This window comes from Corynebacterium glucuronolyticum DSM 44120 (genome assembly GCF_030440595.1).
Lineage (GTDB): Bacteria > Actinomycetota > Actinomycetes > Mycobacteriales > Mycobacteriaceae > Corynebacterium > Corynebacterium glucuronolyticum.
In genome coordinates, this window is the sequence record NZ_CP047452.1 from 1,853,183 (window position 1) to 1,877,838 (window position 24,656).

Here is a 24,656-nt window from a genome sequence, read left to right on the forward strand (position 1 = left end):
TTAAGCTATAACGCATTACCGGTTAAAACCCAATGAAAGGAACGTTTTCTTGTCTTCTCTTTCGAACTTCCCTGAGCTGCTCGATTTCCTCCACGTCTGGGCTCTCGCCATCGCGGACTTCTTCCGCCCGCTGGGTATCGATTTTCCGCCGGCAGAGTGGGGCACAGCCGGCTCCAGTAAGTAAAAACCGTCGTTTTAGTCGTCGAAAAGCAAAAACAGGATCGACGAGCTACACCGGCATCGTATTACAAGCCGTAGTAAACATGCCACAGGTATTCACCTGTGGCATGTTTTTGATTAAAACGCGTGCAGGGAAATTAGCGGGCCGAACGGCCACGAAGCTTATCCAACGCACGCCGATCCTTCTTTGTCGGGCGGCCAGCTCCCCGATCCCGGCGTGGCATTGAAGCAAGGATTTCCTTGGGTGGCGGGGGCGGTGTGTGGTCGCGGTAGGCTGCACGAGCCACCTGTGCGCCCACGCGCTTCTTAATCGGCTGTACAACCTCGATGATATGTTCCCGGTGCGCCACCCACGCGCGGATCCGATCACCTGCCACAACTTTTTCGGAGGGCTTCACCGCCTCCCCGTTGAGTTTGACGTGCCCAGCCTTACAGGCATCAGATGCTGCAGACCGGGTCTTGTATAGCCGTACCGCCCACACATACTGATCAATGCGCACAGAGTCACTGGGGTTCCCCAGCGCGATGTCACTCATAGATGTCCTAGTAGTTGTCCTTGTGATTGACGATGGACCGCACCTTGGTCCAGCTGTACACACCAATCACAACGGCAACGACCAAACCGATCACCATCAGGGAGAATTCCTCCGTCAGTGCCCACAGCGCAAGCCCGCCGATCACACCTCCGGATACACCGAGTACTCCGTTCTTGGAGTAACGGCGAACGGCCTGCTTACGGCGCTCAATAGGGTTCTGAGGATAACGTTGCATGCTCATAGTGCCTTATTGTAAACGTGCTTACGCTGGCAGTTCCACCCACATGGTAGCGCCAAAATCTGGCTCGCAGTCCCCTTTAGTTAAGGACTGTATAAAGGCGTGCAGGTCATCCTGCTCACTCGGCTTAATAGCCAGTGTCATCAGTACGTCGGAGCCGTAGCGAACATCGGAAATGTGATAACCCCGCGCGCGCAGATCGGCCTCGTAGCGGCCGGCATCAGCATGAGAAAATCTGACCGTCGCCAGCTGCCGAAGGGAGCGTTTCACGGGGCGCACCAGTTTCAGCGCTGCCGTTGTGGCATCGGAATAGGCGCGAACGAGACCGCCCGTGCCGAGCTTGATTCCACCGAAATAGCGAACTACGACACAGGCGATATCCTGCAGGCCGGATCCGGTAAGGACATCGAGAATCGGCTTGCCGGCTGTGCCCGACGGTTCGCCGTCATCCGATGAACGCTCCACGGGGTTTGACCCGTCGACGTGGTAATAATAAGCGCTACAGTGGTGCCGCGCATCGGGGTACTGCGTCCTGATGTTGCCAATGAACTGGCGCGCTTCCTCTTCTGATTGAACGCGCCCGACGTGCGAAATAAAACGGGACCGTTTAATCTCCAGCTCGGCTACGACGGAGGCGGTGGCATCCGGTAGGAGGTATTCGGCATCGGCATGCATGGTTTATCACTTTACACAGGTCTTTGACACGTACGGAACGCTTTCATACCCTTGAGGTATGACGAATTTCAGTGTTTGGGCACCGAACGCCTCCGACGTCCACCTTCACCTTGATGGTGAGGACATTCCTATGCACCCACGTCCGTGTGACCACGCCGCAGCTGCAGACGGTTGGTGGTGCTCAGACGCTGAAATGGCGCCCGGGAGCCGCTACGGCTTCCGGCTTCAGCTCGGTGACACGTGGACCGATCCCCTCCCCGACCCACGCACGCGCAGGCAACCGGACGGTGTTACTGGCTTGTCCCAGGTGTACGCCGATGACTTTGAGTGGGGTGATGACCACTGGACGGGGCGGATCCTCCCGGGGCAGTCAATTTACGAACTGCACGTCGGTACGTTTACTCCGTCTGGGACCTTCGCGGGTGTCGAGGAAAAGCTTGACTACCTCATTGAGCTCGGTGTCACCACGATCGAGCTGATGCCTGTACAGCCCTTCGGAGGGGAACGCAACTGGGGCTACGACGGTGTGGATTGGCACTGTGTGCAAGAAAGTTACGGTGGCCCAGATGGGCTCAAACACCTTGTCAACGCCGCGCATAACAAGAACATTGCTGTGATCCTGGACGTGGTGTACAACCACTTCGGCCCTGTGGGCAACTACACGGGGATGTTTGGCCCGTACATGTCGACTGCAGCCACCGACTGGGGCGATGTGGTCAACTACTGTGACTCTGGATCTGACGAAGTCCGCGCATACGTTCTCGAAGCAGCTCGCCAGTGGTTAACGGAGTTCCATATCGATGGCCTGCGCCTGGATGCCGTCCAGACGATGGTGGATACGGGGGCGATCCACTTGTTAGAGGAGCTGTCTATCCTCGCCACAGAAATTGAAGCGACAACGGGAATTCAAAAGACCCTCATTGCCGAGTCAGACCAAAACGATCCTCGCCTCGTTGCGCCGCGTGGTGCCTCCGGGCTCGGCGGGTTTGGACTGGACGCGCAGTGGGAGGATGATCTCCACCACGCGCTCCACGTGCTAACAAGCGGGGAAGAGCACACCTACTACCGGGACTTCGCGAGCATGGATGCCCTTGCGCAGACGATTGCACACGTGTTCTATCACCACGGAAATTACTCCTCATTCCGGGGACGCAAGCACGGTCGTACCCTGGACGTAGATGCGGTGCCCGCTTTCCGGTTCTTGGCATACACCACAACCCATGACCAAACCGGCAATCGCCCGGCCGGCGACCGTCCATCGCAATACCTCAGCGCCGAGAAACTGGTGCTCAAGGCCGCGATCGTACTGTGCACGCCCTACACTCCGATGCTGTTCATGGGAGAGGAATTCGGTGCCCAGACACCGTTCCCGTTCTTCTGCTCGCACTGCGATGACGCGCTGGACCGCCTCACCCGCGAGGGACGTCAGCGCCAGTTCCGCTACCAGGGAATGAACGAGGAAACCGTGGCGGCGATGCCCGATCCCGCAGATCCAGAAACGTTCCAATCGGCCAAGCTCGACTGGGACTTCACCGAGGAAAACGCACGCGTTCTCGAAGCCTATAAGACCCTCTTCCGCTTGCGCTCCTCGCTTCGCTTCACCCGTCCGTGGTTGTCTGAGCTCACTGTGGAACACACGGACTCGTGGATCGGCTTCGGCTATGCGGATGCGTTCATCGTGGCAAACCTTTCCGATTCCGAGGTGACAGCCCCGTACACGGGCACCTTGGTGTATTCTTTCACCGACCCAACCATTGGCGAGGAAGGAACGCTTCTTCCCCCCTGGAGCTTCGCCATTCTTACAGATGTGCACCACACCTCATAAGCAGGCAGAGGCGCAGTCCCGGTCGGCACAGACGCCGACCCTGCTGCCTCCCCTCGCCGAGGCCATTGTCACGACTGTTCAGCACATCCCTCGCGGCTTCGTCGCATCGTACTCCACTATCGGAGCAGTCGCAGGCTGTGGCTCCCGGTACGTCGGCAGGGTCATGGCCGACTATGGGGAACTGGCACCATGGTAGCGCGTTGTTCGCGCCGACGGGACGAGCCACGTGTGGAAGGCAGCGCTCCCGTTGTGGGATGAAGAGGGCATTGCACATACTCCCCCACCACCACAGACGGACAGGCGGGCCGGGTACTCCTGTGCCCGCGGACCACGAGTTGACATGCGTACCCACGCCTGGTGCCCACCCGAATCTCCCTTGAAAGACGGGTGACCCCTCCGGCTGGCAGCCCGACGCGCCGGGTGGCCGGAGGAACAGCAACAGAGGCAAACGCGGGCTACCAACGACTAGCCGGGAAAGTGGCTAGAAAAGGAAGTCGTATTCCGGTGTGCCGGGGCGCAGATGCTGGATGTGAAGGGACGATTCCCGCATGCGTGAGAGGAGGGGCTCGAGATTGGCACTATCGGCAAGCTCGATACCGACCAGTGCGGTTCCCACGTCACGGTTGTTTTTCTTCAGGTACTCGAAGCGAGCAATGTCGTCATCCTCACCAAGCACGTCGGTGAGGAAGCCCCGAAGCTGGCCGGGTTCCTGCGGGAAATTGACCAGGAAGTAGTGTTTCAAACCACGATGAACAAGGTCACGTTCCACAATCTCTGAATAGCGGAGAACATCATTGTTACCTCCGGAGATGATGCACACGTTGACGCTTCCCGGTGCAATCTCACCGAACTCGACGAGACCAGTGACGGACAGGGCACCCGCTGTTTCTGCGATGATGCCCTCGTTTTGGTAGAGCTCGAGCAACTCCGTGCACACGGCTCCCTCATTTGCCGAACGCATGACCAACCGATCCCAGTTTTCCTTAGCGATGGCGTAGTTCACCTCGCCTACGCGAGCGACAGCGGCACCGTCAATGAACGGATCAACCCCGTGAACCGTCACGGGACCACCGTTGGCAAGTGCGGCCTGCATCGAGGCTGCCGTCTGCGGCTCGATACCAACGATGGTGGTCTCCGGGGACATACTCGCGAAGTAGCTCAGCGTGCCTCCGAGCAGACCGCCACCGCCGACGGGGACGAAGACATTATCCGCAGTCTTGCCCTTGGAAGACAGCTGGCTGATGATTTCCGCCGCAACGGTGCCTTGGCCGATGACCGTGTTGCGGGCGTTGAACGGTTCGATCATGGTGGCGCCGTTTTCTTCTACGTAGGCGTGCGCAGCGGCGGCGGCCTCGTCGAAGTTCTTTCCCGTTAACACGACTTCCACCCATTCCCCGCCGTGAACCTTGATGCGGTTGAGCTTCTGCTTGGGTGTGGGCGCGGGAACGAAGATCCGGCCGTGAATCTTCAGACTGCGGCATGCATAGGCCACGCCCTGTGCGTGGTTACCCGCGGAAGCTGCAACGATTCCGGCGGCACGCTCCTCGTCACTGAGTTGGACAATAGAGTTGTAGGCACCGCGGATCTTGTAACTGCGAACGTCCTGCAAATCCTCTCTTTTGAGGTAAACCTCCGCTCCAATCTGCTCGGACAGACGTGGGCAGTACTGCAACGAGGTGGGCGCAATAACGGCAGAAATTCGGGACTGAGCGTGCTGAATCTCTGCTGCGGTGACGGAATGCCAATCTGAAAGTTCTTTGTCCATGCGCCAATTGTAGTGTGTGCGCGGGGTAATCTCCGATTTTTGCACTGAGTATCGTGAAACTTCCGTTGAGGAACAGGCACCCCCGCCCGCAGGCACCCCCGCCCGGCGAGATTCACTTTCCGTTCATGCCACGTCTGCCTTGCTGTTACTCAGCGTTGTGACAATGACCAGGAAAGACGCAGGCACGTACAGGCACAGAAGTGTCCACGAAGGGATCGAAAGATACGCAATGAAGACGAAGAAGTTTGTCGCAGGACTAGTCAGCACCTCCATTGTGATGGCAACGGTGACGGGGGCACAAGCGGGGGCGGTGATCGTCGACAAGCCAGTAACCGCTGGGACAGGCGAGCTGACCGTGGAAGCCATCGGAACCCACGAAACGGGTGAGTTTGAAAAATCCGCAGCCGAGATCGTGGCGTACGACCGAGGGTCCAACCGACTGCTCATCGTCAACGCGCTGAGTGGCGCCGTCACCATTGTGGACATTTCCGATCCGACCTCCCCCAAGGAAGTAGGAGCCGTCCACGCGGGCGCGGACACGACCGTCAACTCAGTCTCCGTGCGCGCCGACGGCCTGGCTATCGCCACAGTCGAACCGGCGACGAAGACGGATCCCGGCGAGGTCATCCTCTTCGATGCGGCGGGTGACGGCACGATCCTGCAGCGCCTGCCCGTCGGTGCGCTGCCGGACATGGTGACCTTTGATGAGACCGGCGCATACGCCGCTGTGGCAAACGAGGGGGAACCTGCGGAGGATTACTCCGTCGACCCTGAGGGTTCTGTCAGCGTCATCTCCATCCCAGGTTCGCTTGTCGACGGCGCGCTCAGCGCCCCCGCCACCGTCTCCACGGCGACGTTCGGTGAGACTGTCCCAGAAGGTGTCCGCATCTTTGGACCGGAGTCTAACGGGACGACACCGTCAGTGGCTGCAACCTGGAGCCCGAGTACATTGCGGTAAAGGACGCGAAGGCCTACGTGACGTTGCAAGAGAACAACGCCATTGCCACCGTCGATATCGCCACAGCTACTGTGGAAAACATCATGCCGCTCGGTACCGTTGACCTGAGAAACGTCGGCATGGATGTCTCGGACAAGGATGACAAGATCAACATCGCACACTGGCCGGTAAAGTCCTTCCTCCTCCCCGATTCCATTGGTGTCTACACTGTCGGCGGCTCCACCTACCTGGTTACGGCAAACGAGGGCGACGGTCGTGACTGGGACGGCTACTCGGAGGAAGCACGGGTGAAAGACCTCGGGAAGGATGGTCTCCCTCCACTGGCAGACGATTTTGAATTCGGCGGAGCTGTCGATTCCAAGACTGGAGAGTCCATCACTACAGCTAAGCAGCTGCAGGAAAAGCACAACCTGGGCAGGCTGAAGATCACCACCTCTGCTGGCCTCAACGAGGATGGAACTGCCTTCTCTGAGCTGTACACCTTCGGCGGGCGCGGGTTCAGTATCTTCGATACTGCGGGCAACCGGGTGTTCAATTCCGATTCCGAGTTTGAGGAAATTCTCGCGCGCACCGTTCCCGAGTATTTCAACTCTGACCATGTGGAAAACGAGTTCGATAGCCGTTCTGATGCGAAGGGTCCGGAGGCAGAGGGCCTCGTCCTCGGCATGATCGGCGACAAGACATACGCCTTCATCGGGCTGGAGCGCATCGGCGGAATCATGGTGTATGACATCACGACTCCCGCCGCCGCCCACTTCGTGTCCTATATCAACAACCGGGACTTCTCCGTTGACCCCGAGGAGGGCGAGAACCCTGCATGGCAGGATGCCGGCGACCTCGGTCCGGAGGGCCTGACGTTCATTCCTGCGAAGGATTCCCCCAATGGCGAGAACCTGCTTGTGGTGGGCAACGAGGTTTCGGGCACCACGACGATCTTCACGGTGAAGGCCAAGGAAGAAGCCCCCGACAACACCCACAACAACGGAAACACCACGACCGGAGCTGACTCGACTGAAAACGGGGGCCTGTCCACCCTCGGTACGATCGCTGTCAGCCTCATCACGAGCTTCGTTGCTGTCCTCACTGCGGCTATCGCTGCCGTACCCCAGCTGCAGTCAGTCCGCGACCGCATCGCCTCGCTGTTCCGTTAATCTCGCTGGCATCCCAGGAGATGCCACGGCGCGCACAGCGTAGCTACCACGCTGCGCCCAACGCTGCCACTGCGGTGCCCCACCCGCAGCCGTGTTCCACCCGCAGCGGTGTTCCACCCGCAGCGGTGTTCCCACTGCCGTCTAGGAGAGATCCAATCTCCTAGGCGGCCTTTCCCGCCGAAGCGTAGCTTACCCCACGATTCACAGCATGCTTCTATTTTTTGCTTTCCATTTAATCCCTAAAGCTGCGACCTGACCACTTAGCAACTGCGAAGTTTACGCATGCTCCCAGACTTTTCAGAGATTCAGCCATCTCACTGCCGATCGTTTGCCCTCCATCTTGTTTCAGAGGATACAGATGATACGTTTATATATGTGTCTACCAGCGAAGACGAAACGTTTTCGAATCGGCCGGCATGTATTTCCTAACCACATATCAACCCTATGGAGACGAGGTTTTAGGTACGTCCCACGAGGACTGTGACTGCAAGGCTCGGCAACGCCCTGCCAGGTTCGGCCAGGTCGGGAGCAGGTTCGGCTAGGTCCGGAGCAGAGGCCACCAGCAACGTACCCGCCAACCCCTATAGCTCGGTTTGGGCCACGTCGCCGTCACCTGATGCAGCGTGGTCGGATCACATAGGCACAACCCGTCCTCTAAAGGAGAGCCATGAATAAGCCAACTTTTACAACAACCATCGCATCTCCCACTGACGTCAAACTTCCAATGTGGGCCTATGCAATCATGATCGGCGCAAGCATCACTGCAGGCTCATCGGTCGCTATGACCAGGCTGGGGATCCCCCTGTGGGGATGGGCCCTGGAATTTGTCATTATGACTCTGGTGGCATACTTCCTCGTTAGAAACAATGCCATAGAAAAGAGCGACAGCGAAAAGGGAAATCCCACCTACGTCGTCGCAAACCGCAGAAATCTCATCATTTTCGCCATCGTCATGGCGATCCTCATCATCGCGGCAGTAGCCTTTGCTTTCTTCTAACTGCACCAAGTTAGCCGGTAGATGTTAGCCGGTAGAGTGGGGAAAATCTCCAGCCCACGCTGGGCGTGGGTTTGTACGAGAACTCGGTGGCGAGACTTCGACGATGTGTCATCGGCAGATGACAAAGCCCGGGCACAGGTCATGGTGACCTGCACCCGGGCTTTTCTCGGTAGTTAAACCAACACGGATTTAGCCGAAGAGCTCCTTGCTGGCGATCTCTGCACCCTCAACGAGGGACTCGAGCTTGGCCCAAGCAATCTTGGAATTGATGCGACCACCGAGACCACAATCGGAGGAGGCGATAACCTTCTCCGGGCCTACGAACTCCGCGAAACGGATGATGCGGTCAGCCACGAGGCGTGGGTGCTCAATGGCATTGACGCAGTGAGAAATCACGCCCGGGTAAATGACCGTGTTCTCGGGCAGGGTGTGATCCTGCCATACACGCCACTCGTGGGCGTGACGCGGGGATGCGCCCTCGAAGGAGTAGCCACCGGCGTTAACCTCAAGAATCTGATCGATGATGTCAGCGAACGGGATATCCGTCGAGTGCGGCCCGTGCCAGGAACCCCAGCAGATGTGCAGGCGGGTGAGCTCCCGCGGAAGATCCTTAATGGCGTGGTTGAGTGCATCAATGCGGATTTGCAGCCACTTCTTGTAATCATCCAAAGAGGGCTCAGGGTTGATCTGATCCCATGATTCAGCAAGATCCGGAGCATCGAACTGCACGGTGAAGCCCGCATCGGTGATGACCTTGTATTCCTGCGCAAGCGCATCAGCACAGGCGTATACGACCTCTTCATCGGAGGAGTAAAACTCGTTCTTCAGGCGAGCAGCGGATCCCGCGGAAAGGGCGGCCACGAAGCCTTTATCGCCACCGGCAGCCTCGATGGCATCCTTGAGGAGCTTGACATCGGTTTCCACCTGCTCCTTGCCGATGTAAGTGATGGGACCCGTGAACTTGGGGTTACCCACCGCTGCGCGGCCAACGAGCACGCCAGCATCGGGGTCTTCGTATGCCTCACGGAAGCGCTCACGGTCACGCCGATCCTGGAAACTGGTCAGCTGAATGTTACCGGGAGTCGAGCGGATCTTGTCCTCGTTTGCCCACCGATCCTCGTCAGTGATGGTGAGGCCACCCAGGCGAGTGAAGGAGTAGTTCCACCAGGCACCGTAGTCGACGGCACCGGAGGTCACGTGGCCATACTCCCCCTCGTTGACGATGTCGATACCGAGGTCTACCTGGCGCTTAACTACCTCGTTAACGGAATTGGTGAGGATCTCCTTGAATGCGTCCTCGCCGATCTCGTCGCGCTTGAGGTTTGCCTCCAGAAGCTCCGGCGTGCGGGGCAGAGAGCCGACGTGCGTGGTCAAAATTTTGTTCGCCATAACTTTTCCTTCAATCCTTTTAGAAACTACCTGCCGTGCTAGACAGCATGGTCTATATTAGCGCGAAGGTGAGAAAATGCCAGCTCCCTAGCGTGAATTTTGCAAACAAACCGCTCTGTCTAGTATTTATACCTTTTGAAGGGGGTAACCTACGGGGGGTGTTCCTATATAGTTCGTCAACCTGAGGGGGGTAGTTGTTGGGGGTGACGTTCGGTGTGGGATTGTTTTTGGGTACGCCTGGGAGCCGATTGGCGTATTGCCAATCGGCTGGGGTGTTTTAGCCCGTTAAGCTGTCTTCTGTTTTTCTGGTTCTTGGTAGAGGCTGTGATTTGCCATCATGGTGAACAAGACGGTGAGGCGTCTTCTTGCTAGAGCTACGACTGCGGCGTTGTGTCTCTTGCCTTCTTTACGTTTCCGCTCGTAGTATTGGCGTGAACGCTCGTGGTATCTGATCGCTGAAAATGAGGATTGCCATAGGGCGTTCTTTAATTTCTTGTTTCCCGCCCTGTTCGGTGATTTCGTGTTGATGGATGTGCCTGACTGGTTGGTCTGTGGGCATAGTCCTGCGTATGAGGCCATGTGGGAAGCTGTTTTAAAGTCCGAGAAGTCCCCGACTGTCATGAGGATCTGAGCTGCGGTTTTCGGGCCGATGCCAGGCATAGACAAGAGGATGTGGGTGTGCGGAACCTCCTCGATGAGGGCGCCTACTTTTTCTTCGATAACTTTCCGGTGGTCAAGCTTTGCCAAGGCATCAGTGGCGGACATGGCGACACCGAGTTCAACATATTCCGACCCGTGGATTGACACGGTTTGATTCTTGATGGCATCCAGCAGGCCATCGATGATTTTCTCGGGGTTTCTTGCTTTGTACTTCTTCGCGAACGCGATCAGGCGTGCGCGCCCCATTCGTTTGATTTTTGTGGGGCCACCATATTTGGCCAGCATGTGCAACACCCACCGTCTGTGGATATTTTGGCCACGAAGTACCCGTTCGAATTCGGGATAGGATCCAACAAGGGAGGAGCGGATTTGATTGATCAGCCTGGTGTAGGACCGGGCGAGGTCTTCATCGATACCGTTGAGTACTTTTAGCTGACTGAACACCTGCTGGACACGGTCAACATTGCGCAAGGCATCGGGAAGATTGGCTCCTGCATGCGCGATGACATATGAGTCACGAACATCAGTTTTCGCATTTCCGACATGAACCCTCGACAGCTGCCGCATCGACAATCCAGGAAGATATTTAACGGTAATCCCCATGTCTTGGGCAACTGCGACGGTAAGCCTGCCAATATTGTTGGGCTGGTCGACCACAACCAAAATTTTCGAGGACAGGGCGAGGAAAAGGTCGAAGAACCTGCGTAAAGAATGTTCTGACTGGTCAATGCGTTTTGACTTTACTTGTTTACCATCTTTGTCGAGGACACAAGCGTGATGAAAGTATTTACCGACATCGATGCCGATGACGAAATCGTAGGTCACGAGGACGATTCTCCATGTGCGATATAAGTGTGAAACGGACAGATATCGTCACTGGGTTCGTCGGACATACTCTCGCTGGCATCCACATTACTTGAGACTTCACCAGGCATTCCGGCGAGTCAGGTTCCTATTAGCAGTTGAAGTATGTCACTGCCTTCGGCGGCATCACCCCCCGGATCATTTTCAGACAGGGACAAAAACAAGCCATACCGAAGCCAGTGACGAGTCCCGCTGCTAAGCAGGGACCGGAACAAACATAACCCACCCCAAAAGGGGAGAAACCATGAATCCTCGGGTCCCCAGCAGGGAACTGCCTAAACCGTAATGGGAAAAAGCGCCCCGGCAGCAGATCCTCCCCCACCACATGGTGTCTGTACCCGCACACACTCTCGCCTCCTCGCCTGGAGATCTCCCCACGAAAAAAGCTAACGACAAAGACGTCGGAGTTCGGCGAAGAGTACTACTACCGGCCGAAGCCTAGCTACCGGCAAAAACGCAGGTTGAAAAGTAGAAGGTCGATGACACGCCACGGTGCTGGGCGCAGCTCAGACCGTGTCGGACGGAGCCCAGCTTGTACGTATCTGAGCACACAACACGCCACAACAGAAAGCCCAGGAACAGTGGAGCACTCCGGAGGAAAGCTGCGCACGAAGCATGCTGGAGGGCATTCCTCATGAGTGGTCTTCACGCTCACCTTCCTGCTCAGCCGTCAGCCGTCGTCGCTAGCTGACGGTCTCGGGTGGTGACTGCGTCGCTACCCGAGGATTCCCGCACCCATGGTGGCCTTGAGGTCGCCCATGAGGTTCGCAGAACGGTCGACGCGAAGGTTCTCGCCCAACACCATGAGGGTGGACTCGTTACCATCAACGAGGTTCAGGTAGACATCGGTTTGACCGGCGTTGCTGACCAACACATTCTTCAGACGGTGAATGTTTTCCAGAGTGCATTGTTCCGTAGTCATAGTTAGACGGAGTGGCACACCTGTGCCGGAGCCTGGGCCAAGATCAGCAGCGCGAAGGTCATCGCAGAACACGCTCATCCGATCATCGCGGATCGAGATATGAGCCTTAGCCAGGATGATGTTGTCTTCCACTACCTGCGGAGCAACGATCGAGTACACCTTGTTAAACACGAGGAGCTCCACGGATGCGCCGTTGTGATCCTCAATGGTTACGATCGCCCACGGAGAGCCGTCTCGCTTGGACACGCGCCTGTCAACACTCGAGATGATGCCGCCGATCTTGACCTCTCGCCCGTGCTTGAGTTCGCCGCCGAGAATCGTGGTCAGTTCGGTGTCCGTCTGTGCAGCTAACGCAGCCTCATAGCCATCCAGCGGGTGACCAGAGACGTATAGTCCAAGCATCTCCCGCTCGAGGGCAAGCTTGTGTTTCCTGTCCCATTCCTCATCGGGAACCTGAACATCGAAGACACTTGGCTCAACACCACCGGCGCTGTCACCCCCGCCGAGACCGGCGAAGAGGTCAAACTGCCCCTTATCCGCCGCCTTCTTTGTGGAGATGACGGAATCTACCGCATCCTCATGGATAAGCGCTAAGCCCTTGCGTGGGTGCCCAAGCGAGTCGAAAGCACCTGCCTTGATGAGGGACTCAGTCACGCGCTTGTTACACGGCAGCGTTTCGATCTTGTCCAGGTAGTCGGAGAAACTCGTGAAATCGCCCTTCTCCTTGCGGGTCTTGACGATGGAGTCCACCACGTCGGCACCAACGTTGCGTACGGCACCGAGACCAAAGCGGACATCATCGCCAACAGCCTGAAAGTTCTGGAGGCTGGCATTAACATCCGGTGGCAGAACCTTGATCCCCAAGTGACGACAGTCCGCCAGATAGATGGCTGACTTGTCCTTGTTGTCACCCACCGAGGTCAACAGGGCCGCCATATACTCCTGCGTGTAGAAGGTCTTCATGTACGCCGTCCAGTAGCTCACGACGGAGTAACCAGCAGCGTGGGACTTGTTAAACGCGTAGGAAGCGAACGGCTCGATCGTGCCCCACAGCGCATCAATGGCATCCTGCGAGTAGCCGTTGTCTTTCATGCCACCGGAGAACTTCGCGTACTGCTTCTTCAGCACCTCGGGCTTCTTTTTACCCATCGCCTTACGGAATGTGTCTGCCTCGCCGGCCGAGTAGTTCGCCACCTTCTGCGAGATCTTCATGATCTGCTCCTGGTAGACGATGAGGCCGTACGTGTCGTGCAGAATCTCCTCGAGAGGCTCGGCAAGCTCCGGGTGAATCGGCTCGATGGGTTTCTTGCCGTTTTTGCGGTCAGCGTAATCCATGTGCGCGTTCATGCCCATCGGACCCGGGCGGTAAAGCGCCAAAGCGGCCACGATGTCGTCAAAGCCCGTTGGCTTCATGCGCCGCAGAAGCTCACGCATGCCACCACCATCGAGCTGGAACACGCCCAGCGTATCGCCACGGCCCAAGAGGTCATACACCTCCGGAGCATCGTAAGTGAGATCCTCAAGCACAACCGTTTCGCCACGGTTTTCCTTGATGTTTTCCAGGGCGTCGTTGAGCACCGTGAGGTTACGAAGCCCCAGGAAGTCCATCTTCAACAGGCCAATAGCCTCGCAGGCCGGGTAGGGCCAGCCGGTAATAATGGCACCGTCCTGTGCACGTTTCCACATGGGAATGTGCTCCATGAGGGGTACGCACGCCATAATCACAGCACATGCGTGCACGCCGGCCTGACGGACAACACCTTCCAATCCACGGGCCGTCTCGAAGATTTTCCGCACATCGGGGTCGGTCTCAATGAGTTGGCGCACCTCGCCGGCCTCGTTGTAGCGCTTGTCGTTCGGGTCGACAATGCCTTTCAGAGTAATGTCCTTGCCCATGATCGCCGGAGGCAAGAGCTTGGTCACGCGGTCTGCGATCTGATAGCCAGGCTGGCCAAACTGCACGCGGGCAGAGTCCTTCAACGCCTGCTTCGTCTTCACCGTACCGAACGTGATCACCTGCGCGATCTTGTCGGCACCCCAGCGCTCAGCGGCGTAGGTAATCATTTCGGAGCGGCGACGATCGTCGAAGTCGATATCGATATCAGGCGCGGAGGGGCGCTCTGGGTTCAGGAACCTCTCAAAGAGGAGTCCGTGTTCCATCGGGTCGATGTTCGTAATCGTCATGGCGTAGGCCACGAGAGAACCCGCGGCGGAGCCACGGCCGGGACCGACGCGGATACCGACGGAGCGGGCGTGCTTGATGAGTTCAGCCACGATGAGGAAGTACGACGGGTAGCCCTTGAAATCGATAACCTCAATCTCGTATTTTGCCCGGTCAATGTACTCCTGCGGCACCTCGGAATCCGGGAACCGTCTCTTCAGCCCCTCCATCACCTCGTGTGTCAGCCACGAGGTCGGTGTCTCCCCCTCGGGCACATCGGCGATCGGCATACGGTCGTGCGTGTGCGGCTCCCAGATCTCTGAATAGTCTCCCACGCGCTCGGCGATCCACAAGGTGTTATCGCACGCACCGGGGACCATGTTGTCCCATGTATCGCGCATCTGCGCCGCCGTCTTGATGTAGTAACCGTCGCCACCGAACTTGAAGCGATCCGGGTCTTGCAGGGTCTTACCGGTTTGGACACACAGCATGGCCTCGTGGTCGTGGGACTGCGATTGGAGAACGTAATGGCAGTCATTTGTAACCAGGGGTGGGAGATTCAGACGCTTGCCAATCTCCAGCAGCTGATCTCGTACCCGCCGCTCAATGTCGAGTCCGTGATCCATGAGTTCAAGGAAGAAGTTGTCCTTGCCGTAGATGTCCTGCCACCTCGCGGCAGCGGCGAGGGCTTCATCAAACTGTCCGAGGCGCAAGCGTGTTTGCACATCGCCGGAGGGACATCCCGTGGTGGCGATAATTCCCTCCGCGTGCTCGGAGATGAGCTCAGCATCCATGCGTGGCCATTTACCCAGCTGCCCCTCGTAGGAGGCCATGGAGGATAGGTGGAACAGATTCTTAAGTCCCGTGACGTTTTCGGCGATCATGGTCTGGTGCAGGTAGGCACCAGACGCGGACACGTCGTCCCTCTTCTGGTGTGGCTCACCCCACAGGACGCGCTTCTTGTTGAAGCGACTATCTGGTGCCATGTACGTCTCGATACCGATGATCGGCTTGATTCCCTCTGCGGTCATCTTTCGGTAGAAAGCATCGGAGCCGAACATGTTGCCGTGGTCGGTCATCCCTACTGCGGGCATCCCCTGGCGTTTAACCTCTTCGGCCAGGAGATCCACCTTCGCCATGCCGTCCAGCATCGAGTATTCGGTGTGGTTATGCAGATGCACGAAGGAGGAATTGCTCATGGTGCCACATTCTAGCCAGACCGACCCCGCGGGTACAGTCCCCAGCACAGCAATACTTAGCCGGCACGTACGCACCGCGTCTCGTCGCACGGTGCGCCCTCCACCGTAGCTTCCTCCCACGGTGCGCCCCACCGCCCCGCCTCGCTGGGCACGCCCTCCACCGCCCTTGTCTCGCTGGGTGGCTCCCCGCCCCGCCCTATCCCGGTCTGATCGGCTACTCACCGACTATGGATTAGGCGACATTGTGAAACGAAAACACTACCATGTACTCCCATGCTTCTCGGTGCGCTCTGCTATTTCCTCTGGGGGCTTTTCCCCGCCTACTTCCCACTCTTGGAGCCGGCTGGCGCGGTGGAAATCATCGCCCACCGGATCACCTGGACGGCTGTACTCATGGGTATCGTTTGCGTTGCCACGGGGGCCCATCGGGAATTGCGCGCCCTACGTGCCTCCCAGTGGGGAGTGCTCGCTGTCGCGGGGATTCTTGTCGCCTCGAACTGGCTCATCTACGTTTTCGCGGTCAACAGCGGGCACGTTGCTGAGGCGGCTCTCGGCTACTTCATCAACCCGCTGGTAAACGTCGCCTTCGGAATGGCGATATTCGGGGAACGGTTGCAGCCCTTGAAGAAGGTGGCCGTGGGTATTGCCACCGTCGCCGTCGTCTTCATCACCGTCGCAGAGGGGTCGTTTCCATTCCTCGGTGTCGGTGTCGCCGTCACGTTTGCCCTTTATGGGGCAGTAAAGAAGAAGGTGACAATCTCCTCTGTCGCCTCGGTCACTGCGGAGACAGCCGTCCTTGCGCCGTTCGCCATCGCTTTCCTCGTTTACATGGAGGCCACCGGTTCCGGCACGTTTACGGGCAATGGCCCCGGTCACGCGGCTCTCCTGTCCACCACCGGCATCGTCACGGGCGTACCGCTTTTACTCTTCGGCACGGCGGTGCAGCGGGTCAGCCTCTCCACAATGGGGATGTTGCAGTTCATCTCCCCCACGATGCAGTTCTTTTGGGCGCTGCTTGTCACCCACGAGGAGTTCAGTACCACCCGCTGGGTGGGGTTCTTCATCATCTGGGTGGCAATCGGAATGTACCTTGTCAGTGACGCACGCACGGCACGTACCCGCCGTTCACGGCTTGTCGACGATCAGGTGAACCCAACCTAGCTGATCGCTAACTAGGCGCACATAACTAGGCGCGCAGTGGTGTCTACGGGGATGGCCCATACGGGGATGGCTATACCGGAAAGGCCCACGCTGGAAGGGTTTGTACTGCATTATTCGCCGACGCGCACCGGGCGTACACCGACAAAGCCCCACGTGGCATCCGACGGAAGAACCTCCACATGGAGGACGGTCGGGTCCTCGTGCATGGCGACGAGTGTGTCTGGATCGGTAAAAACAACGAGTCCCGCAGCAACGTCGGCACCCGCGATTTTTCCGTACGTGTGGAAAAGCTCCTCGCGGGTCGCATAGGGCCCTGGTTCCGGCACCGTCACGGGGGCACGATCAGAAAAAACAACCTGACTCACGCGCTGGCTGGGGTAACGATCGGCAAAGGCCGCGGCGTCGGCAAGCGGAAGCGGTGTGACGAAGGTGACCATGGCCCAGGAGGTGACGCCGGGGCGAGCAAACGGCGTGCGCGCCATGTATTCGGCAACAGTTTCACCGGACTCCGGGCCAAGCTGGTCTTCATATATCGGGGCCTTGTCCGGTGCCGAGCAGCCAGACAGCGTGCACACGAGCCCCACGGCCGTAGCCACCGCGAGCAACCGTCTAGTTCTCACGGAGAATCTCCAGCGCATGCGACAAATCCTCCGGGTAATCCGACTCGATAACAAGATGTTTGCCGTTCGGGTGGTCGAATCCCAGGGACACGGCGTGCAACCACTGCCGGTTGAGTCCCAACCTCTTGGCGAGTTTCGGATCGCACCCGTACATGGGATCGCCCACGCACGGATGGTGAAGCGAGGAGAAGTGTACGCGAATCTGGTGTGTGCGCCCCGTTTCCAGGTGCACCTTGAGCAGGGAAGCCTCGCGGAAGGCCTCCAACGTCTCGTAGTGGGTGACGGCCATCTTGCCACCCTCGACGACGGCGAACTTGTAGCTCTTCTTCGGGTGGCGCCCAATCGGTGCCTCGATTGTCCCCTCCAGCGGATCCGGATGCCCCTGCACCACAGCGTGGTAGGTCTTGTCCACGGTGCGCTCCCGAAACGCCCGCTTAAGAAGCGTATATGCGCGCTCAGAACGAGCGATGACCATGACACCGCTCGTACCCACATCCAACCGGTGCACAATGCCTTTGCGCTCCGGCGGGCCTGAGGTGGTGACGTCGATGCCCGCGGCGGCCAGACCACCGAGGACGGTCTTTCCTTCCCACCCCACAGTCGGGTGCGCGGCGACACCGACGGGCTTATCCACCACGACGACATCGGAGTCCACGTGGAGAATCTTCATCCCCACTACCTCCTCTGCCTGCGGCAGAAGGGGCTTTTTTGGCCCGGGTAGGCGCACATCAACCCACGTTCCTGGGGTGAGCCGCGTGGATTTACTGATGATCATGTCATCCTGGCGCACTCCCTCGTCAGCGATGATCTCGGCGACGGCGGACCGGGACAATCCCAGAAGCTTAGAGAGCCCTTGATCAGCGCGCAGGCCACCGAGTCCTTCCGGAATGGGAAGCCTCCGCACCGTCATTGTCCCAGCTCCTCTGCGGCTTCCTCCACTTTCTCACCGGTGGCATCAGCGGTTGTTTCTGTACCTGCTTTTCCGGTCGACTTCTTATTTGATTTCCCGCTTTTTTCTTCCTCAGCTCCTTGCTCTTCAAGGAGCACACCGATGATGAATATGACGACACCGACGGTGATCGCGGAATCAGCAATGTTAAAAATGGCGAAGCTGCCCACGGAAATGAAGTCGACGACATGGCCGATGAAGAAACCCGGCGCGCGGAACAGTCGGTCGATGACGTTACCCAATGCTCCGCCAGCGATGAGCGCGACTCCGATTGCCGTCCAGTTGCTTGTGAGCCGGGGCAGGAAATAGGTGAATACGGCCACAATGAATACAAGCTGGATGGTGGTGAACACCCACGTGGCGTTCTCTCCCATGGAGAATGCCGCCCCGGAATTGAAGGTAAGGAGGAACCGGAACCAATCGCCGACGATGGGGACCTTCTCCCCCGGGCTCATATTGGCAAGAACCAGTGTTTTTACTACCTGGTCGATGACGGCAACGATGAGCGTTACTGCTAGAACTAACCTTCCATATCTTCTCGTGAGTGTAGCCACCTCAATATTGTTACCTATGACAGCGGGTAATTGCCAATGGCACGCTCCCACCCCGTCGCACGCTGTCACGAACCATACCTATTCCCCTCACTTTTTCCTCCCCCGTCCCGCGACGGTGCGCGGGCACCGTCGCACCAGTTCCCCTGGACACCATCGGACTTGTTTTTTTCATCAACCTCGCACTGCGATCTGCGCGGTACGAGGCCGACGCGGACAATGCCCAAGCTGGCGCTCGTATATCCCGGGCAACGCCCAAGCTGGCGCTCGTATATCCCGGGCAACGCCCAAGCGTGCACTCCTATACCTCTAGCTGAGAAAGGCCGAGCCTTGATTGTCTGCCACGACTCCGCCTCCATTATCGTGAGAGGAGTGAAGAATACTGTTATCCGCGCTGTCTTGTCTGTCAGTATCATTGCCACGCTCACTCTGACGGGGTGTGCCTCAGATGACTCCGCCTCCAGCTCATCCCCCACCACCACGAGTGTGAAGGCGGCTATCTCCGCGCCACGGGTGACAGTGCTCACTCCTGGCGAGGGCAACCGCGTCCCCGTCGCCTACCAAGATATGGATGCCACGCAGCAGGCACCGTTTAACGTTAGTCTCGGCTTTTCTCAAGACGCCGTCCCCTCAGCACAGGTTGCGTCCCAGCCACCGTCCGAGGTCTCCGGGGCACCACTCACCGCATCCGCCAGCCTATCCACTACGCAGTTAACCGACGATGAAGCGGGTGCCTCCCGCAGCGTCAGCATGACGCTCACCGAGCTGACACGCAAGGATCCCTCGGCAGCAAGCGTTGCCGATACTGTAGATGTCAGCGTCGCCAACGGGATCACAGTGCTCTGGGATGCCACCGGCACAGGTCGCGTCACGGCCATTAGCTACGATCTTCCTGAAGGAAGCAACGACCAGGTCAACGCGCTCCTAGAAGGGTACGTGTCCGCTCTCCTCGGGCAGCTCGTTATCTTCCCCGACGAGCCGCTGGCGCCCGGTGCGCGCTGGACTGTGGAGATGCCCGTCATTGGCGAATCTAACACCTCACAGGAAACCACCTACACACTCATCAGCCACGAGGGCACGACAGTTGTCGTCGATGCCACTATCTCCCAGCGTCCGACGGTAGGTTCCCTCACCCTGGACAGCGGAGAGAAGGTAGATATCCAATCCGCAGAAACGTCCAGCAATGCCCGGGTGACCATCGATTTGACCAAGCCCTTCCCCGTGGCAGGCAGGTCCTCTTTCACCACCCGCACGGTTTACGGAAACGCCACAAGCCAGTACGCCGTTGTCCAGGACGCTCACCAATCCACCGTATTTGACTAGCACGTTTGGGCCTCGGACCTTTAATTCGCACCGCTTTGCTTGGGACCGTGTGGCTGCGACCGCGTAGTTAAGATGTCTCCTTCTCGTTGGCCATTGCTTCAACAGCCATCTGAGCCCTTCCCGCTGCACCTGCACACCGTGTTTAACGCGTGAGCGTTGGCATCGAAAAGCTAAAAACAGTTACGAAGTAGTGCGGTGAAGGAAAGGGAACAGAAGTGGGGAAAAATAGAGCGCAGCGAGCCTGTGCGGGAGACCCGCGGCAATTCCAACGGGAAACCAGTAAGAATTCCGTCGGGAAACCAGTGGGAAGTCCGGCCGGTAACCGGTGGGAATTCCGGCGGGAATGGTAAGGAGCATCCTCCGCGCAGAGCCCGCACACAATCCGCACCGCCATATTTAGGTTTTAGGTGGTGAGCGAAATAAAATAGAAAGGGTTAAAGTTATCTGGGCTTTCTACCTGGGATACCGGCACGCCCCTGTGCCCGCGCAATGAGCCCACTTACGTTGTGAGGAAGACATGAAAAAGTACGTTAAAGCCGACGGCGTGAGCTTTTCTTACCCCGGCGGCACACGGATCCTCACCGACATCACATTCACCGTAGGGGCAGGCCAAGTCGCCGGATTAATCGGGGAAAACGGTTCCGGTAAATCCACCACCCTGTCCCTCCTCGCGGGCCTCCACCAGCCAGATGCAGGAACTCTCCATCTCCCCGAGCACACGCGTTTCCTGCCACAGGAAGTCAGCCTCCGGCCCGACAACACCGTGCAGGACCTCATCGACCACGCGGTTGGGGAAGTCCAGGACATCGAAAAAGACATCGTCGAGCTTTCCGCACGCCTCGCCGAAGCACCCAACCTTGTCAGCCTGTCCACCGCCTACGACGATGCCCTCGCACGCGCTGACGCATTCCAACTGTGGACCCTTGATTCACGCATTGAGCAGGTACTTACCGGCCTCGGGGTGGAAAACCTCGACCGGCGCGCCACGATCGCGGAGATCTCCGGTGGCCAGCGCCGCCGTCTCGCCCTCGCTATGCTGCTGGTCTCCCCCGCTGACTGCTTACTTATCGACGAGCCGACGAACCACCTCGACGACGATGCTACCGACTTCATCATCGACGAGCTGAAAAACTACCGCGGTCCGGTCATCACCGCCAGCCACAACCGCTACTACCTGGACAACGCCGCCAACTGCATTATCGACCTCGACCCGGGGCTTGCCCCGGAGGGCGGGCGCGGCGAAGCAACTCGCCAAGCCACGTTTTTCACCGGCACCTTCTCCGATTACCTCGGGGAACGTGACAAGACACGCGAACGCTGGCGCTCCCTGTACAACGCTCAAGAAAACGAACGGGCGATGCTGGAGAACAAGCTGTATAAGCGGGAAGAAGATATCTTCCACTCCACGGAGAACAAGACAGAGGTGCGCAAGTCTGCCAAGTTCTTCGCCGATCGCGCGGCGAAGACAGCCGGAACCCGCATCCGGCAAGCGAAAAACCGCCTGGAGGAACTCCAGCGCAACGCGCTCCCCGAGCCACCACACCCGCTCACCTTTGCCACCGGCAACACCGATCAGGTGACGGTGACGCGGTCCCCGGAGCCGTCGATAAGCCTCTTCGACATCGCCGTAGAAGACCGTATGCCGAACGTCGACCTGGATATCTACGACCGCGAGCACGTCCTTATTGAGGGAGTCAACGGCGCCGGAAAGTCGACGCTTCTCGGCGTCATTGCGGGGACCGTGCCCTTCAGCGAAGGCTTTATGACCATTGCCGAGGAACTCACCGTGGGATACCTCGCGCAGGATTCCCGGTGGGATGACATGGGAAAGAGCGCCGCAGACACCTTCGCCGCAGCGGTTCCTGCAGGTTCACCGTCCTTGGAGGAAATGGGGCTGCTCACCGCGGACAAGGCACGGCTGCCCATGCGCTCCCTCAGCTTGGGGCAACGGCGTCGCGTCGCCATCGGGATTACACTCGCCTCCCCGCCGGACATTCTGCTTCTCGACGAGCCGACCAACCACATCTCCCTTACCCTCGCTGAGGATCTGGAACGGGCGATCGCGGCCTTCCCCGGCATCGTCATCGTCGCAAGCCACGACCGCTGGCTCCGCGACCGCTGGCAAGGCCGACGTTTCGCTATGAGCCATGAGGAGGGGCTGACGGAGCTCGCAGGTAGCTCCCGCTAAGAAAACGGTCGCGCCGCCTTTCCACTGTTCCTCATAACCGGCTCGTCAGAGCCGGCTCGTCAGAGCCGACTCGTCAGAGCCGACTCTCACAGCGAAGACGCAAACCGGAACCAAAATGAAAAAGCGCGCATGCCGTGTGGAATGCGCGCTTAAGCGTTGTTGAAACTGGCTGCTCCAGCCGGTGCCGTGGGACTCTACGTTACTGAACCGGAGCCTCAGCGGGAGCCGATGCCTCGGCAGGTGCCGGTGCCGGGTCTACACCCTCGGCGGGAGCTGCGGGGGCTGCAGGATCAACGGGGGCAGGTGCAGCGTTGCCACCGAGGCACATCGGGGGAACCTGCTCAGGCTGTACGGTGTTCTGGATGAGGGTACATGCCCACTGCTGAGAGAGCTTCCAGTGGCCGTCCTCGAAAACGAACTCAACGTTCTCGGCGGTCTGGGGAGCCATATCCGGCAGCGTGAAGTTCACGGTAGCCAGGACGGAATCCGGGGTGTAACCGGGGAGCACCGGCTCAACGACGGTGAAGTTCGCGCCAGACTCGGCCTTGGACTGGGTCATGGTCTCGAAGAGCTCAGGAGCGGTCTCGCCACCTTGGACGGTGAGGATCTTCTGCTCAACCGTGGCAGCCGGATCAGTTGCGGTTGCGATGACCGCATTAAGGTCCGCTACCGTCGGCAATGCGGCGGCGCTGGGGGCAGCCTCAGAGGTGGTGGACTCAACAGCCGCAGAAGTCGTCGCAGACGTCGTCGTATCGTCAGATCCGCCGCCACATGCGCTCACGAACACGGACAGGCCCATCGCCATGGCAGCTAGTGCAATCTTCGAGGTTTTCACGATTCTCCTTTTCCGGTGGCTCCCGCTACCGTTAGTCGGCTGTTACTTCGGCCACTTCTTATCCACTGGCCACAATCGTCTACATCGTACACGCGTAGACACCGTTACCAAAAAGTAATAAACGGTTCCGGCTGACTCACGTTACGTAACCCACCCTCTGACACAATCAGACTGTCATTATTCATAACGGCCGCCACATAGTCAAGGTCCCCGTCTGACCAATGTTTCTTTTTCTTTCGGGTTTCTCACTGCCCACTGTTGCTGCCTCCCGCGAACCAGCTCATCTGTGCCCACACCTACTCGCGTGTCCTATCCCACACTGACTGCAGAAAACAGACCACACGTCGCTTTCCCCGGTGCTCCTCGGCTACTCCCTCACACCCTCGCTTTGCTCGCAGAGGTTTCCTTGCTTACCTCACGGAGTTATCCTCGCTCACCCCGCGAAGGTTTCCTCGCTAAACCCACGGAGTTATCAGATGTCCGGTGTTAAGGTTACGTATATGACTAATGCCGTTCCTTCACGTCACATCGTCGTCGTCACAACCGGTGGCACAATCGCTTGCACCGCCGACGAACAGGGAGCCCTCGTCCCCACCAAAACTGGAGACGATCTGATTGAAGCAATCACCCCGCAACTGGAGGGATCCGGAATCTCCCTGTCCTGGCATCCACTTACCCAGCTCGACTCCTCCTCCCTCACGATGAAGGATCTCGATCTGATCGTCGGCTGCATCCGGGAGGTTTTCGAGGACGAATCTGTCGACGGCATTGTGGTCACCCACGGCACCGACTCGATGGAGGAGTCCGCGCTCGCCGTCGATACGCTTATCGACGACCCCCGGCCGGTCATTTTCACCGGCGCTCAGCACCCGTTCGACGACCCGGACACAGACGGCCCCCAAAATCTCTTCGAGGCTGTCATGACGGCAGGCGAACCGTCCGCCTGCGGGATCGGCACCCTCATTGTCTTCGGCCACGCTGTGATCCCCGCCCGTGGCGCCCTCAAATTTCACACGTCAGACGAACTCGCGTTCGGTACGAACGCCCCCGAGGAGCCTGAGCGCGCAGACCCCGTCCCGCCTGTGACTCTCGCCGACACCCGCGTCGACGTGCTTTACGCCTACCCCGGCGCGCCACGGGACCTCATCGATAACGCCCTCGCCAGCGGTTCCCAGGGCATTGTCGTGGAGGCAATGGGCAACGGCAACGTGGGCACTGAGTTTGCCGAGGGCCTGGGCGATGTACTGGAAAAGGGCATCCCCGTTGTCATCTCCACCCGTGTGCCCCGCGGTGATGTGTCCGGCACCTACGGCGGTGTCGGCGGCGGAAAGACACTCCTCGACAAGGGTGCGCTGGGATCAAAGTACTTCCGCGCCGGTCAGTCCCGCATCCTCCTGGCCATCGCCATTGCATCCGGTAGACACCCGGCAACGTTGTTTTAGACTCCGCGTGGACGTTGAGGTTAACACCGCCACGTAGGAAGAGGGAGGCGACGCAAAAAGTGTCGCC

At 58.6% G+C, this 24,656-nt stretch carries 21 protein-coding genes; 10 read left to right on the forward strand and 11 right to left on the reverse strand.

Features of this window, described 5'->3' with window-relative positions:
* Window positions 1-49 precede the first annotated feature (49 nt).
* The gene (locus tag CGLUCO_RS08155; protein ID WP_005389528.1) at window positions 50-184 is read left to right on the forward strand and encodes a hypothetical protein; all 135 of its coding nucleotides are present in this window, start codon (window positions 50-52) and stop codon (window positions 182-184) included.
* 133 nt (window positions 185-317) lie between these two features.
* Here CGLUCO_RS08155 and CGLUCO_RS08160 read toward each other — a convergent pair whose 3' ends face one another.
* Genes CGLUCO_RS08160 through CGLUCO_RS08170 form a run of 3 tightly spaced genes read right to left on the reverse strand, consistent with a single transcriptional unit; the run spans window position 318 to window position 1,629 of the window.
* Window positions 318-716 (reverse strand): RNA-binding S4 domain-containing protein, encoded by a 399-nt coding sequence (locus tag CGLUCO_RS08160; RefSeq protein ID WP_005389526.1) that lies wholly within the window; start codon window positions 714-716, stop codon window positions 318-320.
* 7 nt (window positions 717-723) lie between these two features.
* Window positions 724-957: a hypothetical protein gene (locus tag CGLUCO_RS08165; protein WP_005389523.1), complete on the reverse strand. Its 234-nt coding sequence runs from the start codon at window positions 955-957 to the stop codon at window positions 724-726.
* A gap of 21 nt (window positions 958-978) precedes the next feature.
* On the reverse strand, window positions 979-1,629 hold the full coding sequence (locus tag CGLUCO_RS08170) for an IMPACT family protein (RefSeq protein ID WP_005395565.1): 651 nt from the start codon (window positions 1,627-1,629) through the stop codon (window positions 979-981).
* Between the two features lie 58 nt (window positions 1,630-1,687).
* Between CGLUCO_RS08170 and treZ the strand changes: the two genes are divergently transcribed.
* Together treZ and CGLUCO_RS08180 are read left to right on the forward strand one after the other, a co-directional pair.
* A complete protein-coding gene (treZ, locus tag CGLUCO_RS08175; protein WP_005395560.1) occupies window positions 1,688-3,454 on the forward strand; it encodes a malto-oligosyltrehalose trehalohydrolase in 1,767 nt (588 codons plus the stop codon).
* On the forward strand, window positions 3,435-3,650 hold the full coding sequence (locus tag CGLUCO_RS08180) for an MGMT family protein (RefSeq protein WP_141759625.1): 216 nt from the start codon (window positions 3,435-3,437) through the stop codon (window positions 3,648-3,650). Before treZ ends, CGLUCO_RS08180 begins: the two co-directional genes overlap by 20 nt.
* A 285-nt stretch (window positions 3,651-3,935) precedes the next feature.
* Here the strand turns inward: CGLUCO_RS08180 and ilvA are convergent, their stop codons facing one another.
* Window positions 3,936-5,219, reverse strand: a complete 1,284-nt coding sequence (gene ilvA / locus CGLUCO_RS08185) for a threonine ammonia-lyase IlvA (protein ID WP_005395556.1) — start codon at window positions 5,217-5,219, stop codon at window positions 3,936-3,938.
* A gap of 229 nt (window positions 5,220-5,448) precedes the next feature.
* Here ilvA and CGLUCO_RS08190 point away from each other — a divergent pair, with 229 nt between their 5' ends.
* The 3 genes from CGLUCO_RS08190 (at window position 5,449) to CGLUCO_RS08200 (ending at window position 8,325) form a co-directional block, all read left to right on the forward strand.
* Entirely contained in the window at window positions 5,449-6,177 is a 729-nt protein-coding gene (locus CGLUCO_RS08190) for a choice-of-anchor I domain-containing protein (protein ID WP_232621831.1), read from the forward strand.
* A gap of 17 nt (window positions 6,178-6,194) precedes the next feature.
* Window positions 6,195-7,328 (forward strand): choice-of-anchor I family protein, encoded by a 1,134-nt coding sequence (locus tag CGLUCO_RS08195; protein ID WP_232621830.1) that lies wholly within the window; start codon window positions 6,195-6,197, stop codon window positions 7,326-7,328.
* Between the two features lie 667 nt (window positions 7,329-7,995).
* Window positions 7,996-8,325: a hypothetical protein gene (locus CGLUCO_RS08200; RefSeq protein WP_231286038.1), complete on the forward strand. Its 330-nt coding sequence runs from the start codon at window positions 7,996-7,998 to the stop codon at window positions 8,323-8,325.
* Between the two features lie 189 nt (window positions 8,326-8,514).
* Here the strand turns inward: CGLUCO_RS08200 and CGLUCO_RS08205 are convergent, their stop codons facing one another.
* The 3 genes from CGLUCO_RS08205 to dnaE all read right to left on the reverse strand — a co-directional run bounded on the left by CGLUCO_RS08205 (window position 8,515) and on the right by dnaE (window position 15,520).
* Window positions 8,515-9,714: a cobalamin-independent methionine synthase II family protein gene (locus tag CGLUCO_RS08205; protein WP_084036991.1), complete on the reverse strand. Its 1,200-nt coding sequence runs from the start codon at window positions 9,712-9,714 to the stop codon at window positions 8,515-8,517.
* Between the two features lie 285 nt (window positions 9,715-9,999).
* Window positions 10,000-11,199, reverse strand: coding sequence for an IS110 family RNA-guided transposase (locus CGLUCO_RS08210; protein ID WP_084036587.1), 1,200 nt, complete (start codon window positions 11,197-11,199; stop codon window positions 10,000-10,002).
* Window positions 11,200-11,953: 754 nt separating this feature from the next.
* A complete protein-coding gene (gene dnaE / locus CGLUCO_RS08215) occupies window positions 11,954-15,520 on the reverse strand; it encodes a DNA polymerase III subunit alpha (RefSeq protein WP_005389502.1) in 3,567 nt (1,188 codons plus the stop codon).
* 273 nt (window positions 15,521-15,793) lie between these two features.
* Between dnaE and rarD the strand changes: the two genes are divergently transcribed.
* The gene (gene rarD / locus CGLUCO_RS08220) at window positions 15,794-16,681 is read left to right on the forward strand and encodes an EamA family transporter RarD (protein ID WP_005395550.1); all 888 of its coding nucleotides are present in this window, start codon (window positions 15,794-15,796) and stop codon (window positions 16,679-16,681) included.
* A 110-nt stretch (window positions 16,682-16,791) separates the two neighbouring features.
* On the opposite strand, the gene CGLUCO_RS08225 is transcribed toward rarD, so the two are convergent.
* The 3 genes from CGLUCO_RS08225 to lspA are packed head-to-tail and all read right to left on the reverse strand — an operon-like array spanning window position 16,792 to window position 18,804.
* Window positions 16,792-17,301 (reverse strand): hypothetical protein, encoded by a 510-nt coding sequence (locus CGLUCO_RS08225; protein WP_232621829.1) that lies wholly within the window; start codon window positions 17,299-17,301, stop codon window positions 16,792-16,794.
* Entirely contained in the window at window positions 17,291-18,211 is a 921-nt protein-coding gene (locus CGLUCO_RS08230) for an RluA family pseudouridine synthase (RefSeq protein ID WP_005389499.1), read from the reverse strand. The genes CGLUCO_RS08225 and CGLUCO_RS08230 overlap by 11 nt, the downstream gene beginning before the upstream one ends.
* A complete protein-coding gene (gene lspA, locus CGLUCO_RS08235) occupies window positions 18,208-18,804 on the reverse strand; it encodes a signal peptidase II (RefSeq protein ID WP_005395548.1) in 597 nt (198 codons plus the stop codon). The genes CGLUCO_RS08230 and lspA overlap by 4 nt, the downstream gene beginning before the upstream one ends.
* Window positions 18,805-19,173: 369 nt before the next feature.
* Between lspA and CGLUCO_RS08240 the strand changes: the two genes are divergently transcribed.
* Window positions 19,174-20,124: a hypothetical protein gene (locus CGLUCO_RS08240; RefSeq protein WP_231286037.1), complete on the forward strand. Its 951-nt coding sequence runs from the start codon at window positions 19,174-19,176 to the stop codon at window positions 20,122-20,124.
* 517 nt (window positions 20,125-20,641) lie between these two features.
* On the forward strand, window positions 20,642-22,312 hold the full coding sequence (locus CGLUCO_RS08245) for an ABC-F family ATP-binding cassette domain-containing protein (RefSeq protein WP_084036201.1): 1,671 nt from the start codon (window positions 20,642-20,644) through the stop codon (window positions 22,310-22,312).
* Between the two features lie 199 nt (window positions 22,313-22,511).
* Here CGLUCO_RS08245 and CGLUCO_RS08250 read toward each other — a convergent pair whose 3' ends face one another.
* Window positions 22,512-23,147, reverse strand: coding sequence for a WKL family lipoprotein (locus CGLUCO_RS08250; protein ID WP_371326109.1), 636 nt, complete (start codon window positions 23,145-23,147; stop codon window positions 22,512-22,514).
* A 476-nt stretch (window positions 23,148-23,623) separates the two neighbouring features.
* Between CGLUCO_RS08250 and CGLUCO_RS08255 the strand changes: the two genes are divergently transcribed.
* Window positions 23,624-24,589 (forward strand): asparaginase, encoded by a 966-nt coding sequence (locus tag CGLUCO_RS08255; protein ID WP_084036202.1) that lies wholly within the window; start codon window positions 23,624-23,626, stop codon window positions 24,587-24,589.
* Window positions 24,590-24,656 lie beyond the last annotated feature (67 nt).